Source organism: Streptomyces glomeratus, assembly GCF_021462825.1.
Lineage (GTDB): Bacteria > Actinomycetota > Actinomycetes > Streptomycetales > Streptomycetaceae > Streptomyces > Streptomyces glomeratus.
This window is the reverse complement of the sequence record NZ_JAKEEB010000013.1, coordinates 99,792-113,198: the sequence shown is the minus strand read 5'-3', so window position 1 is coordinate 113,198 and position 13,407 is coordinate 99,792. Positions and strand designations below refer to the sequence as shown.

General features: G+C 67.3%; 13 protein-coding genes. 6 read left to right on the top strand and 7 right to left on the bottom strand.

Going from position 1 to position 13,407, the window contains the following annotated elements; genetic code table 11:
• Positions 1 to 8 precede the first annotated feature (8 nt).
• The 4 genes from LZ604_RS17960 to LZ604_RS17945 form a co-directional block, all read right to left on the bottom strand.
• On the bottom strand, positions 9 to 530 hold the full coding sequence (locus LZ604_RS17960) for an LppU/SCO3897 family protein (RefSeq protein WP_234516279.1): 522 nt from the start codon (positions 528 to 530) through the stop codon (positions 9 to 11).
• Between the two features lie 113 nt (positions 531 to 643).
• Complete coding sequence (locus LZ604_RS17955; RefSeq protein ID WP_234516277.1) at positions 644 to 1,906, bottom strand: MFS transporter; 1,263 nt, start codon at positions 1,904 to 1,906, stop codon at positions 644 to 646.
• A gap of 81 nt (positions 1,907 to 1,987) precedes the next feature.
• The gene (locus tag LZ604_RS17950) at positions 1,988 to 3,070 is read right to left on the bottom strand and encodes an inositol-3-phosphate synthase (protein ID WP_234516275.1); all 1,083 of its coding nucleotides are present in this window, start codon (positions 3,068 to 3,070) and stop codon (positions 1,988 to 1,990) included.
• Between the two features lie 44 nt (positions 3,071 to 3,114).
• On the bottom strand, positions 3,115 to 3,795 hold the full coding sequence (locus tag LZ604_RS17945) for a PadR family transcriptional regulator (RefSeq protein WP_234516274.1): 681 nt from the start codon (positions 3,793 to 3,795) through the stop codon (positions 3,115 to 3,117).
• 371 nt (positions 3,796 to 4,166) lie between these two features.
• Here LZ604_RS17945 and LZ604_RS17940 point away from each other — a divergent pair, with 371 nt between their 5' ends.
• Complete coding sequence (locus LZ604_RS17940) at positions 4,167 to 6,806, top strand: transglycosylase domain-containing protein (RefSeq protein WP_234516272.1); 2,640 nt, start codon at positions 4,167 to 4,169, stop codon at positions 6,804 to 6,806.
• 128 nt (positions 6,807 to 6,934) lie between these two features.
• Complete coding sequence (locus LZ604_RS17935; RefSeq protein ID WP_234516271.1) at positions 6,935 to 8,443, top strand: glycosyltransferase family 87 protein; 1,509 nt, start codon at positions 6,935 to 6,937, stop codon at positions 8,441 to 8,443.
• 98 nt (positions 8,444 to 8,541) lie between these two features.
• On the opposite strand, the gene LZ604_RS17930 is transcribed toward LZ604_RS17935, so the two are convergent.
• From LZ604_RS17930 to LZ604_RS17920, 3 genes are all read right to left on the bottom strand, one after another.
• The gene (locus LZ604_RS17930; protein WP_234516269.1) at positions 8,542 to 9,573 is read right to left on the bottom strand and encodes an alanine racemase; all 1,032 of its coding nucleotides are present in this window, start codon (positions 9,571 to 9,573) and stop codon (positions 8,542 to 8,544) included.
• A 123-nt stretch (positions 9,574 to 9,696) separates the two neighbouring features.
• Positions 9,697 to 10,815: a peptidoglycan bridge formation glycyltransferase FemX gene (gene femX, locus LZ604_RS17925; RefSeq protein ID WP_234516268.1), complete on the bottom strand. Its 1,119-nt coding sequence runs from the start codon at positions 10,813 to 10,815 to the stop codon at positions 9,697 to 9,699.
• Between the two features lie 159 nt (positions 10,816 to 10,974).
• Positions 10,975 to 11,295, bottom strand: coding sequence for a hypothetical protein (locus LZ604_RS17920; protein WP_234516266.1), 321 nt, complete (start codon positions 11,293 to 11,295; stop codon positions 10,975 to 10,977).
• Positions 11,296 to 11,570: 275 nt separating this feature from the next.
• Here LZ604_RS17920 and rpsF point away from each other — a divergent pair, with 275 nt between their 5' ends.
• The 4 genes from rpsF (at position 11,571) to rplI (ending at position 13,307) form a co-directional block, all read left to right on the top strand.
• Positions 11,571 to 11,861, top strand: a complete 291-nt coding sequence (gene rpsF, locus LZ604_RS17915; protein WP_004985983.1) for a 30S ribosomal protein S6 — start codon at positions 11,571 to 11,573, stop codon at positions 11,859 to 11,861.
• A gap of 75 nt (positions 11,862 to 11,936) precedes the next feature.
• Complete coding sequence (locus LZ604_RS17910; RefSeq protein ID WP_234516264.1) at positions 11,937 to 12,524, top strand: single-stranded DNA-binding protein; 588 nt, start codon at positions 11,937 to 11,939, stop codon at positions 12,522 to 12,524.
• 81 nt (positions 12,525 to 12,605) lie between these two features.
• Positions 12,606 to 12,842: a 30S ribosomal protein S18 gene (gene rpsR, locus LZ604_RS17905; protein WP_003949403.1), complete on the top strand. Its 237-nt coding sequence runs from the start codon at positions 12,606 to 12,608 to the stop codon at positions 12,840 to 12,842.
• An 18-nt stretch (positions 12,843 to 12,860) separates the two neighbouring features.
• On the top strand, positions 12,861 to 13,307 hold the full coding sequence (rplI, locus tag LZ604_RS17900; protein ID WP_030938854.1) for a 50S ribosomal protein L9: 447 nt from the start codon (positions 12,861 to 12,863) through the stop codon (positions 13,305 to 13,307).
• Positions 13,308 to 13,407 lie beyond the last annotated feature (100 nt).

Genomic DNA, 13,407 nt, shown 5'->3' with positions numbered 1-13,407 from the left:
CCGAGGTGTTACTTGTTCTCCTTCAGGCACAGCACCACGTCGTGGCCGTTGCCGTACTGGACGTAGGCGATGGTCGCCTCCTTGACGGCCTCGCACTTGTTGTCGTCGGTGGTGTCGTCAAACTTCTGGACGACCTTGTACTGGGCCTCACTGGAGGTGCAGTCGACCTCGTTCAGGTCCGCCTTGGAGTTCGAACCCTCGTTGTGCATGCAGGCGCCCACCTTCGTGGTCTCCGCATCCGTCTGGTTCGCCCACCAGCTGATGCCGAACTTCACGCCGAGGCCGATGACGACAACGATGATGAGACCGACAATGCGCAGCGCCTTCTTACCCGCGCGCTTACCCGAGCCCGCCTGCGGGGGCATCGGGGTGGGAGCTCCCTGGTTCGGGAACGGGGCGTAGGGGGCCCCGGGGGCTCCGGGGCCGCCGGCCTGCTGCGGCGGAACTCCGGGCTGACCGGGCTGCTGCTCCATGGGCGCGCCGGGCTGCTGGGCGTAAGGGTTCGCGCCCTGGGGCGGCGGAGTGGTCACTGCGGGGTCCCCTCAAATGTGGATGTGTCATGTACGAAGTAAGACGCACGTAAGTTACCGGTCCCCACTGACACACTGAAGCTCAGGGGGGCTCCGTAGCCTTGATGTGACACTTACCGGTGTTGGAAGCGGGACATAGCCGTAGCAACTGCCGCGTAGATAACGGCGACCGTGACCACCAAGGCGGCTGATCGGCCGTCAGGAGGCAGCATCAGGGCGGCGAGCCCGGCCGCGCCGACGAAGGCGGCGTTGAACAGTACGTCGTACACCGAGAAGATCCGGCCCCGGAAGGCATCCTCGACCGCCGACTGGACGATCGTGTCCGTGGAGATCTTGGCCCCCTGCGTGATCAGCCCCAGGACGAAGGCCGCGACCAGCATGGGCCCGGTGGCGAACGGAAGGCCGAGCGCGGGCTCCAGCACCGCGGCCCCCGCTGCGCACACGACGATCCAGCGGCCGGGACCGAGCCGTCCCGCCGCCCAGGGAGTCACCACGGCCGCGGCGAGGAAACCGGCACCGGACACCCCCAGCGCCAGCCCCAGCAGGGCGAGGCCGTGGTCGGAGTCCGAGGCCAGGGCGTACCGGCACAACATGAGCAGCAGGACGAGCAGTGCTCCGTAGCAGAACCGCATCAGCGTCATCGCGGTGAGCGCCCAGGCGGCCTCCCGGCGCGGGGGCTCCGCCAGATGGCGTACGCCCGCCACAAGGGCGTGCAGGGTGCCGGCGAGAGCCGTGCCCAGCCGCGGTGACACCGACTCCCGGTCGGGGCCCAGCAGTTCCGGTGCCAGGCTGAGCGAGGCGAGGGCCGAGCCCAGATACAGCGTCGCGCCCAGCAGCACCACCGCCGCATCGGAGCCCTCGGCCACCAGGCGCACGAGGAAGGCGAGTCCACCGCCCGCGGTCGCGGCGAGCGTGCCGGCTGTCGGGGAGAGCGAGTTGGCCATCACCAGGCGTTCGCCGTCGACCACGTGGGGCAGCGCCGCCGACAGGCCCGCGAGGATGAAGCGATTGATCGCGGTGACGCAGAGCGCGGAGACGTAGAAGAGCCAGTCCGGGACATGGCCGAGCATCAGAGCGGCTGTGCCGCAGGCGAGCAGGGCGCGCAACAGGTTGCCGTAGAGGAAGACCTGGCGCCGCCGCCAGCGGTCCAGCAGGACTCCCGCGAAGGGGCCGACGAGGGAGTACGGAAGGAGCAGTACCGCCATCGCGGAGGCGATGGCCGCGGCGGAGGTCTGCTTCTCCGGGGAGAAGACGACATAGGCGGCGAGTGCGACCTGGTAGACACCGTCGGCTCCCTGGGACAGCAGCCGTACGGCGAGCAGACGCCGGAAGCCCTGAAAGCGCAGGAGGACGCTCAGGTCGCGCACGACGGACATGGGCCCCAGCCTCACATACCCGAAGGGTCCCCGGGCACATGGCCTGGGGACCCTTTCACCGTGCGCAGGTGAACGCCGGGATCAGCGGTCGACCTCGCCCTTGATGAACTTCTCGACGTTCTCGCGGGCCTCGTCGTCGAAGTACTGGACCGGCGGGGACTTCATGAAGTACGAGGACGCCGAGAGGATCGGGCCACCGATGCCGCGGTCCTTGGCGATCTTCGCGGCGCGCAGGGCGTCGATGATGACACCCGCGGAGTTCGGGGAGTCCCAGACCTCGAGCTTGTACTCCAGGTTCAGCGGGACGTCACCGAAGGCGCGGCCCTCGAGGCGGACGTAGGCCCACTTGCGGTCGTCGAGCCAGGCCACATAGTCGGACGGGCCGATGTGCACGTTCTTCTCGCCGAGGTCCCGGTCGGGGATCTGGGAGGTGACGGCCTGCGTCTTGGAGATCTTCTTGGACTCCAGGCGCTCGCGCTCGAGCATGTTCTTGAAGTCCATGTTGCCGCCGACGTTCAGCTGCATCGTGCGGTCCAGGATCACGCCGCGGTCCTCGAACAGCTTCGCCATGACGCGGTGCGTGATGGTGGCGCCGACCTGCGACTTGATGTCGTCACCGACGATCGGGACGCCCGCCTCGGTGAACTTGTCGGCCCACTCCTTGGTGCCGGCGATGAAGACCGGAAGGGCGTTGACGAAGGCGACCTTGGCGTCGATGGCGCACTGGGCGTAGAACTTCGCCGCGTCCTCGGAGCCGACGGGCAGGTAGCAGACGAGGACGTCGACCTGCTTGTCCTTGAGGATCTGGACGATGTCGACCGGCTCCTCGGCGGACTCCTCGATGGTGGCGCGGTAGTACTTGCCGAGACCGTCGAGGGTGTGGCCGCGCTGGACCGTCACGCCGGTGGAGGGGACGTCGCAGATCTTGATGGTGTTGTTCTCCGAGGCGCCGATGGCGTCCGCCAGGTCGAGGCCGACCTTCTTGGCGTCCACGTCGAAGGCGGCGACGAACTCCACGTCACGGACGTGGTAGTCACCGAACTGGACGTGCATCAGACCCGGGACCTTGGACGCCGGGTCGGCGTCCTTGTAGTACTCGACTCCCTGCACCAGCGATGCGGCGCAGTTGCCCACGCCGACGATGGCTACGCGAACCGAACCCATTCCGGTTGCTCCCTGTGTGTGCGAGGTGAAGCCCCGACTGGACCTCACGTGGTGGTGTCGTCGGACGGATCCGGCCGGGTGCTGTCCCGGTGCCGGGGCAGGCCGCCCGTCTCTCCAGATGTGCTGCCGTGAGCGGTGCCGTCGGCGTTGGAACCCCTGAGGTCCCGTCCGGCCCGCTCACTTTCGATGAGCTCGTTCAGCCAGCGCACTTCGCGCTCCACGGACTCCATCCCGTGGCGCTGGAGCTCGAGGGTGTAGTCGTCGAGACGCTCCCGGGTGCGCGCCAGGGAGGCCCGCATCTTCTCCAGGCGTTCCTCCAGCCGGCTGCGGCGGCCCTCCAGGACGCGCATGCGCACGTCGCGGGACGTCTGCCCGAAGAAGGCGAAGCGAGCGGCGAAGTGCTCGTCCTCGTACACGTCGGGCCCCGTCTGGGAGAGCAGTTCCTCGAAGTGCTCCTTGCCTTCGGCCGTCAACCGGTAAACGATCTTGGCGCGCCGCCCCGCGAGTGTAGCCGCGTGGGCGTCGTCGCTGGTATCGCCCGTCTCCTCGATCAACCAGCCGTTGGCGACCAGCGTCTTGAGGCACGGGTAGAGCGTCCCGTAGCTGAACGCGCGGAATACACCCAGTGACGTATTGAGCCGTTTACGCAGCTCATAGCCGTGCATCGGGGACTCGCGGAGCAGACCGAGGACGGCGAACTCGAGGATCCCGGAACGCCGGCTCATGTGCGCCTCCTCCCTGCCGCTGTCTCGTCCGTACGGTCTTTATACCGTGCTGATGTATCGACTCGATACATCAGCACGATAGAACGCCCCTTCGGGTGCGACAAGAGGGGGCAGGGTGAACGGGGTCACATCACCGATTCGCAGGATGCAAGTTGCCTGTTTTGGGATGAACTTCAGGACTCGGCGGGTTTTGGCGGTGCGTAGTCTGTGCGGCATGCACATCACCGGGAACCGAGTGGCGCCCGGGGACGTCCTCGTCCTCGGTGCAGTACGGATGAATGCGAAAACGACCGCATCCGTACTTGGGGGGGACCGGAAACCTGCCGCCGTTGCCAGGCGCTCGATGCGCCTGCCCGAGGAGTAATCGTTCGATGAGCGAGCACCGTCGCAAACCGCCGCAGCCGCAGGGAGGCGGACGTGCCGCGGCCCGACGCGGTCAATCGGCGCCCCCCGGCCGCCGCGCTGCACCGGGAGGCGCCACCGGGTCTCCTTCCGGCTCCTATGCAACGGGAGGAGAAGAGCGCCCGTACGCCGGCCGTGCCGAGGCCCGGCGGGCGGCCCAGAGAAGCGGTGGCAGTCGGCGCAGAACGGCCGACGCCCCCGGGCCCGGCCGGGGCAGGGGGCGCAACGGTCCTCCGCCCCGGAAGCGATTCATCGACTACCCGAGAGCGGGCAAGTCCGGCTTCGGCCGCTGGGTGCCGTCATGGAAGCTGGTGACGGGGCTGTTCATCGGCTTCATAGGGACCATGGTGGCCGTCGCGGGCGTCGGCTACGCGATGGTGACCATTCCGGACGTGGCCAAGACGGCGAAGGCCCAGAACAACGTCTTCTACTGGTCGGACGGCAGTCAGATGGTCGCCACCGGCGGTGAGGTCAACCGCCAGATCATCAACTACGCGCAGATTCCGAAGAACATGCGGTACGCCGTCATCTCCCAGGAGAACAAGACCTTCGAGACCGACAGCGGCGTCGACCCCAAGGGCATCGCGCGCGCCTTGTTCAACATGGCCCGGGGCGGTCAGACGCAGGGCGGTTCCACCATCACCCAGCAGTACGTGAAGAACGCGATGCTGGACGACCAGTCGCAGACGATCTCCAGGAAGTTCAAGGAGATCTTCGTCGCGATCAAGGTGGGCGCCGAGGTCCACAAGGAAGACATCATGGCCGGCTACCTGAACTCCGCCTACTACGGGCGGAGCGCCTACGGGCTTCAGGCGGCCTCGCGCGCGTACTTCAACAAGGACGCCACCGATCTGAATGCGGGCGAGTGCGCCTTCCTGGCCGCGATGCTCAAGGGCGCCACGTACTACGACCCGGCCGGGGCGACGTCCCTCGATCCCAAGGCCACGGCGCAGGCCAACAGCAGGCGGGCCCTGCTCCAGATGCAGGACACCCTGAACAAGATGGTCGAGTACGGCCATCTGAGCCCGGCGGAGCGGGCCCAGTACACCAAGCTGCCCAAGGTCCAGAACCCGCGGTCGAACAGCCGGCTGAGCGGCCAGACCGGCTATCTCGTCGACCTCGCCAAGGCTTACCTGATCAACAACACCGACATCACGGCCAACGACCTGCAACGGGGCGGCTACTCGATCTACACCACCTTCGACAAGACGAAGGTCCGCCAGCTCGAGACCGCCGTCAAGAACGTGCAGAAGGCCAACATCAAACCGAAACTGCGCCCGAAAACGGACAAATACGTCCAGTTCGGCGGAGCTTCCGTGGATCCGTCCACCGGTGCCATCAAGGCCATCTACGGCGGTGAGGATGCGACCAAGCACTTCACCAACAACGCCGACCAGACCGGTGCGCAGGTGGGCTCCACGTTCAAGCCGTTCGTGCTGGCGGCGGCGATGTCGTGGGGCAAGCGCAACCCGGATCTCGGCGAGTCGCAGGCACAGGACGAACGCACCATCGTCTCGCCGAAGAGCCTCTACAGCGGTCAGAACAAGCTGAAGATCAGGGAGTACAACCGCGAGATCTGGAAGAACGAGAAGGGCGAGGAGTGGCTGCAGGCGAATGACGGCAACGAGTCGGTGGGCCACCCGCCGGACTACAAGATCGATCTTCGTGAGGCCATGCAGTACTCGGTGAACTCCGCCTATGTCCAGCTCGGCATGGATGTCGGTCTGGACAAGGTCAAGGAGGCGGCTCTGAGCGCGGGCATCCTCAAGACCAGTCTCGCGAGCGCCAACTACCCGTCGTTCTCCATCGGAACCTCCGATCCCAGTGCCATTCGTATGGCCGGCGCCTACGCCACCTTCGCGGCCAGTGGTCAGCAGAACGACCCGTACTCGGTCCAGAAGGTCACGAACCAGGACGGCACGGTCTTCCAGCACAAGAGCAAGCCCCAGGAGGCCTTCACCTCGAAGGTCGCCGACAACGTGACCGACGTCCTGAGGACCGTGGTCGACAAGGGCACCGGCACCGCCGCGCAGCTGCCCGGCCGCGAGGTCGCGGGCAAGACCGGTACCACGGACGGCAACAAGTCCGCATGGTTCGTCGGGTACACCCCTCAGCTGGCGACCGCGATCGACATGTTCCGGATGGACGACAACGAGAACAACAAGTCGCGTGAGTTCCTGAAGATGTATGGAACAGGCGGCAAGAAGGAGATCCACGGCGCCTCGTTCCCGGCCGAGATCTGGCACGACTACATGCTTCAGGCGCTCAAGAACGAGCCGGTGAAGACCTTCCCGACACCCGAGCCCATCGGTGTGGTCGTGAACGACACCCCGAGCCCGAGCGTGACCGCCACGCCCACGCCGAGCATCACATCGAGCCCGACGCCGACCCCGACGCCGAGTGAGACGCTCATCTCCCCTACGCCGACGCCCAGCGACACCTGCGGCAACTTCCGTTGGAACTGCGGTAACGACAACGGTGGTGCCAACGGCGGCGGCACCGACGCCGGCAGTACGGGCGGGGTGACCTCGAGCCCGACCGAGACCTTCGGGACCGGAAACAGCCGAGGCAATGGCAATGGTGGGATCTTCGGCGGCCCGAACGGTTAGCCGTCACCGACCGTGTTTCACGTGAAACTCTCCGTTTCACGTGAAACAGGGCCCGAAGAGGGCCGTCCCACCGATCAGGTGGGGCGGCCCTCCGCTTTTTCCTAGGTGCATGCGGCAGGATGGCCCCCATGCCCAGTGGAGAGACGATGCGAGTGAGCGTCCAGGAGCCGGACCTGGTGCGGCCGACCCGGGAGGACGAGGTCGCCGCGGCCGGGAGCGAGCTGATCGGTGGCCCCATCGGACGACGCGCACTGCTCGGGACGTCCTGGTGGACTCCCGTGCGGGTCGTGGCGCTCGTCGCGATCGGCCTGTTCGCCCTCGGCATGGTCCAGAAGCTGCCCTGCTACGACAGCGGCTGGTTCTTCGGCGCCAGCTCGCAGTACACGCACGCGTGCTATTCGGACATCCCGCACCTCTACCAGGGCCGCGGCTTCGCCGATGGGCTCGTGCCCTACTTCGACAAGCTCCCCGGCGACATGGACTACCTCGAGTACCCGGTACTCACGGGTGTGTTCATGGAGGTCGCTTCCTGGCTGACACCGGGCAGCGGCGCCCTCCAGTCCCGGGAGCAGACCTACTGGATGGTCAACGCCGGGATGCTCCTGGTGTGTGCCGTGGTCATCGCCGTGTGCACCGCGCGTATCCACCGACGACGGCCCTGGGACGGCCTTCTGGTCGCTCTCGCGCCCGCCTTCGCGCTGACGGCGACCATCAACTGGGACCTGCTCGCCGTGGCCCTGCTGGCCGTCGCGATGCTGATGTGGTCGCGTGGCAGCGCCCTGGCTTTCGGAGTCCTGGTGGGACTGGCGACGGCGGCAAAGTTCTATCCGTTCCTCGTGCTAGGACCGCTGCTCGTGCTGTGCTGGCGGGCCGGCAAGTGGCGGGAGTTCACGACCGCCGTGCTGGGCGCCGTCGGGGCGTGGCTCGTGGTCAACGTGCCGGTGATGTTCCTTGCGCCCCAGGGCTGGTCGAAGTTCTACCGCTTCAGCAAGGAGCGCGGTGTCGACTTCGGATCGGTCTTCCTGTTCGTCTCGCGCTGGTTCGACATCAACATCACCGCGGACACGGCCAACACCTGGGCCATGGTCATGATGGTCGTGGCCTGTGCGGTTGTCGCGGCCATCGCGCTGACGGCCCCCCGCCGCCCCCGATTCGCCCAGCTGGTGTTCCTGATCGTGGCGGCGTTCATCCTCACCAACAAGGTCTACTCGCCGCAGTACGTGCTCTGGCTGGTCCCCCTCGCCGCACTGGCCCGGCCGCGCTGGCGGGACTTCCTGATCTGGCAGGCCTGCGAGGTGGCGTACTTCCTGGGGATCTGGACGTACCTCGCGTACACGACCAGCGGAGACGCCCACAAGGGGCTGCCCACGGACGGATACCAATGCGTCATCGCGGTCCACCTGCTGGGGACGCTCTATCTGTGTGCCGTCGTCGTGCGGGACATCTTCATGCCGGAACGGGACATGGTGCGCCGGGCCGGTGACGACGACCCGTCCGGCGGTGTGCTGGACGGTGCAGAGGACGTCTTCGTGCTGGGGGCCGCCGCGCATCCACCGCGGCACGCGGCGCACTTCGAGGGGTCCCATGTGGAGTGGGGCGGCCGGGGCGCAGAGCCCCCGAGGGACGGTTCGCCCTGAGCGAACAGGCCGCCGGGCCACCACGCACAAGGCCGTACACGGGTTTCCGTGTGCGGCCTTGGTGCTGTTCCGCCTCGGGCGGCGGTCGGCGCTCTGGGTCAGCGGTCGACGAGGCGGTCGAACTGAGTGGTGGTGTGCCTCAGATGGGCCACCAGTTCGTCGCCCACCTTCGGCTCCGTCGCGTCGGCGGGGATGAACAGGATCGAGACCTGCATGTGCGGGGGTTCGGCGAACCAGCGCTGCTTGCCCGCCCAGACGAACGGCGAGAGATTCCGGTTCACCGTCGCCAGGCCGGCCCGGGCGACGCCCTTGGCGCGCGGCATGACGCCGTGCAGTGCCTTGGGAGCCTCCAGGCCCACCCCATGGGACGTTCCTCCCGCCACGACGACCAGGAAGCCGTCGGAGGCCGCCTTCTGCTGCCGGTAGCCGAAGCGCTCGCCCTTGGAGACACGCGTGACGTCCAGGACCGCCCCGCGGTACTCGGTCGCCTCGTGGTCTCCCAGCCACAGCCGGGTGCCGATGCGGGCCCGGAAGTGGGTCTGCGGGAACTGCTGCTGCAGACGGACCAGCTCCTCCGCCTTGAGGTGGCTGACGAACATCGTGTGCAGCGGCAGCCGGGCCGCGCGCAGCCGGTCCATCCAGCCGATGACCTCCTCGACGGCGTCCGAGCCGTCCGTGCGGTCGAGCGGAAGGTGGATGGCGAAGCCCTCCAGCCGGACGTTCTCGATGGCCGAGTGCAGCTGCGGCAGGTCCTGCTCGCTCACCCCGTGCCGTTTCATCGAGGACATCACCTCGATGACCACACGGGCGCCCACGAGTCCGTACACGCCGTCCACGGACGAGACCGACCGGATGACGCGGTCCGGCAGCGGTACCGGTTCCTCGCCGCGCCGGAACGGAGTCAGCACGAGCAGGTCACCACCGAACCAGTCCTTGATCCGGGCCGCCTCGTACGTCGTGCCCACGGCGAGAACGTCCGAGCCCAGCCGCGTGGCCTCTTCCGCCAGCCGCTCGTGGCCGAAGCCGTAGCCGTTGCCCTTGCAGACCGGGACGAGCCCCGGGAACTGCTCCTGGACGTGCTTGTGGTGTGCCCGCCAGCGCGCGGTGTCGACGTAGAGCGTGAGCGCCATGGCCGGTCCCGGAACCTTTCTCGTGGCTGCGGTGTATCAGAGGTCTGAAAGGGAATTGTGACGGATCCGCCGGGCCGGGGGCCCGCCGGACCGCTCGGGCGGTCCGGCACGCGGGGTCCGGCGTCAGCGGCGCGACATGTAGATGTCGAGTGCCTTGTGGAGCAGCTTGTTCAGCGGGAAGTCCCACTCGCCGAGGTACTCAGCGGCCTGCCCGCCCGTGCCCACCTTGAACTGGATCAGGCCGAAGAGGTGGTCCGTCTCGTCCAGTGAGTCGGAGATACCGCGCAGGTCGTAGACGGTCCCGCCGAGCGCGTAGGCGTCGCGCAGCATCCGCCACTGCATCGCGTTGGAGGGACGGACCTCGCGGCCGATGTTGTCGGAGGCGCCGTAGGAGTACCAGACGTGCCCTCCGACGATCAGCATCGTCGCCGCCGACAGATTGACGCCGTTGTGCCGGGCGAAGTAAAGCCGCATGCGGTTGGGGTCCTCGGTGTTGAGAGCCGTCCACATGCGCTGGAAGTACGACAGCGGGCGCGGCCTGAAGTGGTCGCGCACGGCCGTGATCTCGTAGAGCCGCTGCCATTCCTCGAGGTCGTGGTAACCGCCCTGGACGACCTCGACCCCGGCCTTCTCGGCCTTCTTGATGTTGCGGCGCCACAGCTGGTTGAAGTTCTTGTGGACCTCTTCCAGAGAGCGGTTGGCGAGCGGAACCTGGAAGACGTAGCGGGGCTGCACATCGCCGAAGCCGGCGCCGCCGTCCTCGCCCTGCTGCCAGCCCATGCGGCGCAGCTTGTCGGCCACCTCGAAGGCGCGCGGCTCGATGAAGTCGGCCTCGATGTCGCGCAGGCGCTTCACGTCCGGGTCCTGGATGCCCTGCTTGATGGAGTTGGCCTCCCAGCGCCGGATGATCACCGGCGGGCCCATCTTCACGGAGAACGCGCCCTGGTGCTTGAGGTGGGCGAGCATCGGCTGGATCCAGTCGTCCAGGTTCGGCGCGAACCAGTTGATGACCGGACCCTCGGGAAGGTAGGCGAGATAGCGCTTGATCTTGGGCAGCTGGCGGTACAACACCAGTCCGACGCCCACCAGTTCGCCGTTCTTGTCGAACCAGCCGAGGTTCTCGGAGCGCCACTCCGCCTTGACATCTGCCCAGGCCGGGACCTGCATGTGGCTCGCCGCCGGCAGGCTCTGGATGTATGCCAGATGCTGCTCGCGACTGATCGTCCTCAGGGTCAGGCTCATACGGGGCGCTCCTCGGGCTGGTGTGTCCCCATGGGTACAGGGGCTCCGGCTCTCGCGCCGAAGCCTACTGCGCCCCGCGAGCGCCCCGTCTGGCCGTATGGAACCTGTGTGCCATGAGGTGGCCGGCCGGCCCCGCGGCCCGGCCGGCCACCTCACCGGTCAGCTGCCGAGGAGCCCGCCGAAGAGGCCGCCATGGGCCATGCCGAGGAAGAAGCCGATGGCCGAGGCGCCGAGCCCCAGGATCAGTCCGAAGCGCTGACGGGTCGTGACGGAGATGAACTGACCGTACGCGCCGGTGAAGATCCCCACCAGGCCGGTCCAGGAACTGACCAGATGCAGGCCCTGGGAGACCAAGGCCGTGACGAAGGCCGTGATCCCCAGCGCCAGGGTCACCAGGAGAAAGGTGTCCTGGACGGGATGGGCCTTTCCGTCCGTGGCCAACAGGGAGCCGGTGGTGTTGGGTCGCAATACCTGTGCCATGGGGCACCTCCTGCGGAAGGCGGCGCATCGTAGCGCCTTACACACCCGATGTGTACAGATTGACGGCCTTCGCGGCCTGATTTCAACCGGAAGCTCGTGTGCGGGTACTCTGTACCGTCTGCACCGGTGTCTGCCCAGGCCGAGCCAGGTCAATCGTCTACCGACCCTGATTGTCAGTGGCGGCTGATTGAGTGGCGGGCACTGTTGCGTACGCATCACAACCCTCCTGCCACGGAACGACCGTGGCCGCTGAGTCCAAAGGAGGTGGGTTCCACATGCGTCACTACGAGGTGATGGTCATCCTCGACCCCGATCTCGAGGAGCGCGCTGTCTCCCCGCTGATCGAGAACTTCCTTTCTGTCGTCCGTGACGGTGGCGGAAAGGTCGAGAAGGTCGACACCTGGGGCCGTCGTCGTCTCTCGTACGAGATCAAGAAGAAGCCCGAGGGCATCTACTCGGTCATCGACCTGCAGGCCGAGCCTGCGGTCGTCAAGGAGCTCGACCGCCAGATGAACCTGAACGAGTCGGTCCTCCGGACCAAGGTCCTCCGCCCCGAGACCCACTGAGCTTCCGCTCAGCTGATCTCGGGATTCGAGTAGCAGCACAAGCAGCCAGCAGCAAACCCGCCGAGAGGTTCCCCCATGGCAGGCGAGACCGTCATCACGGTCGTCGGCAACCTTGTCGATGACCCCGAGCTGCGCTTCACCCCGTCCGGTGCGGCGGTCGCGAAGTTCCGCGTCGCGTCCACTCCCCGCACCTTCGACCGCCAGACCAACGAGTGGAAGGACGGCGAGAGCCTCTTCCTGACCTGCTCGGTCTGGCGCCAGGCGGCGGAGAACGTCGCCGAGTCGCTCCAGCGAGGCATGCGCGTCATCGTGCAGGGCCGGCTGAAGCAGCGGTCCTACGAGGACCGTGAGGGCGTCAAGCGCACGGTCTACGAGCTCGACGTCGACGAGGTCGGCGCGAGCCTGCGCAATGCCACGGCCAAGGTCACCAAGACCGCGGCCGGCGCCCGCAGTGGCCAGGGCGGTTACGGCGGCGGTGGCGGCCAGGGTGGCGGCGGCTGGGGCGGAGGCCCCGGTGGCGGCCAGCAGGGCGGCGCTCCGGCCGACGACCCCTGGGCGACCGGCGCCCCCGCCGGTGGCGGCCAGGGCGGTGGCGGCCAGGGTGGCGGCTGGGGCGGTGGCTCCGGCGGCGGTGGCGGCTACTCGGACGAGCCCCCCTTCTAGGCCTTTGTGCCGGGTCCCCGGACCCGGACGGGTCGAGGGTGGGCCGTATCCCCAACTTCTTGATCACACAGGAGAAACACCATGGCGAAGCCGCCTGTGCGCAAGCCGAAGAAGAAGGTCTGCGCTTTCTGCAAGGACAAGGTCACGTACGTGGACTACAAGGACACGAACATGCTGCGGAAGTTCATTTCCGACCGCGGCAAGATCCGTGCCCGCCGCGTGACCGGCAACTGCACGCAGCACCAGCGTGACGTCGCCACGGCCGTCAAGAACAGCCGTGAGATGGCGCTGCTGCCCTACACGTCCACCGCGCGATAAGGGAAGGGTGACCGACTCATGAAGATCATCCTCACCCACGAGGTCTCCGGCCTCGGCGCTGCCGGTGACGTCGTCGACGTCAAGGACGGTTACGCTCGCAACTACCTGATCCCGCGGAAGTTCGCGATCCGCTGGACCAAGGGTGGCGAGAAGGACGTCGAGCAGATCCGTCGCGCTCGCAAGATCCACGAGATTCAGACCATCGAGCAGGCCAACCAGGTCAAGGCCCAGCTCGAGGGCGTGAAGGTCCGCCTGGCCGTCCGCTCCGGCGACGCCGGCCGTCTCTTCGGTTCCGTCACCCCGGCCGACATCGCTTCGGCGATCAAGGCTTCCGGTGGCCCCGAGGTCGACAAGCGCCGCATCGAGCTGGGTGCCCCGATCAAGACGCTGGGCGCCCACGAGACGTCCGTGCGTCTTCACCCCGAGGTTGCCGCCAAGGTCAACATCGAGGTCGTCGCGGCCTGACGCCGGGCTCGGCTTGAGCAACGCAGAGAAGGGCCGTACCCCATGGGGTACGGCCCTTTCTTCGTGACCGGCGACGGCCCCACGGAGTCCTGTTTCACGT

What these genes read in the sequence shown, in the direction of transcription:
- LZ604_RS17955 (WP_234516277.1), bottom strand. Translation starts at nt 1,906, where the DNA reads ATGTCCGTCGTGCGCGACCTGAGCGTCCTCCTGCGCTTTCAGGGCTTC.
- LZ604_RS17950 (WP_234516275.1), bottom strand. Translation starts at nt 3,070, where the DNA reads ATGGGTTCGGTTCGCGTAGCCATCGTCGGCGTGGGCAACTGCGCCGCA.
- LZ604_RS17945 (WP_234516274.1), bottom strand. Translation starts at nt 3,795, where the DNA reads ATGAGCCGGCGTTCCGGGATCCTCGAGTTCGCCGTCCTCGGTCTGCTC.
- LZ604_RS17940 (WP_234516272.1), top strand. Translation starts at nt 4,167, where the DNA reads ATGAGCGAGCACCGTCGCAAACCGCCGCAGCCGCAGGGAGGCGGACGT.
- LZ604_RS17935 (WP_234516271.1), top strand. Translation starts at nt 6,935, where the DNA reads ATGCCCAGTGGAGAGACGATGCGAGTGAGCGTCCAGGAGCCGGACCTG.
- LZ604_RS17930 (WP_234516269.1), bottom strand. Translation starts at nt 9,573, where the DNA reads ATGGCGCTCACGCTCTACGTCGACACCGCGCGCTGGCGGGCACACCAC.
- femX (WP_234516268.1), bottom strand. Translation starts at nt 10,815, where the DNA reads ATGAGCCTGACCCTGAGGACGATCAGTCGCGAGCAGCATCTGGCATAC.
- LZ604_RS17920 (WP_234516266.1), bottom strand. Translation starts at nt 11,295, where the DNA reads ATGGCACAGGTATTGCGACCCAACACCACCGGCTCCCTGTTGGCCACG.
- rpsF (WP_004985983.1), top strand. Translation starts at nt 11,571, where the DNA reads ATGCGTCACTACGAGGTGATGGTCATCCTCGACCCCGATCTCGAGGAG.
- LZ604_RS17910 (WP_234516264.1), top strand. Translation starts at nt 11,937, where the DNA reads ATGGCAGGCGAGACCGTCATCACGGTCGTCGGCAACCTTGTCGATGAC.
- rpsR (WP_003949403.1), top strand. Translation starts at nt 12,606, where the DNA reads ATGGCGAAGCCGCCTGTGCGCAAGCCGAAGAAGAAGGTCTGCGCTTTC.
- rplI (WP_030938854.1), top strand. Translation starts at nt 12,861, where the DNA reads ATGAAGATCATCCTCACCCACGAGGTCTCCGGCCTCGGCGCTGCCGGT.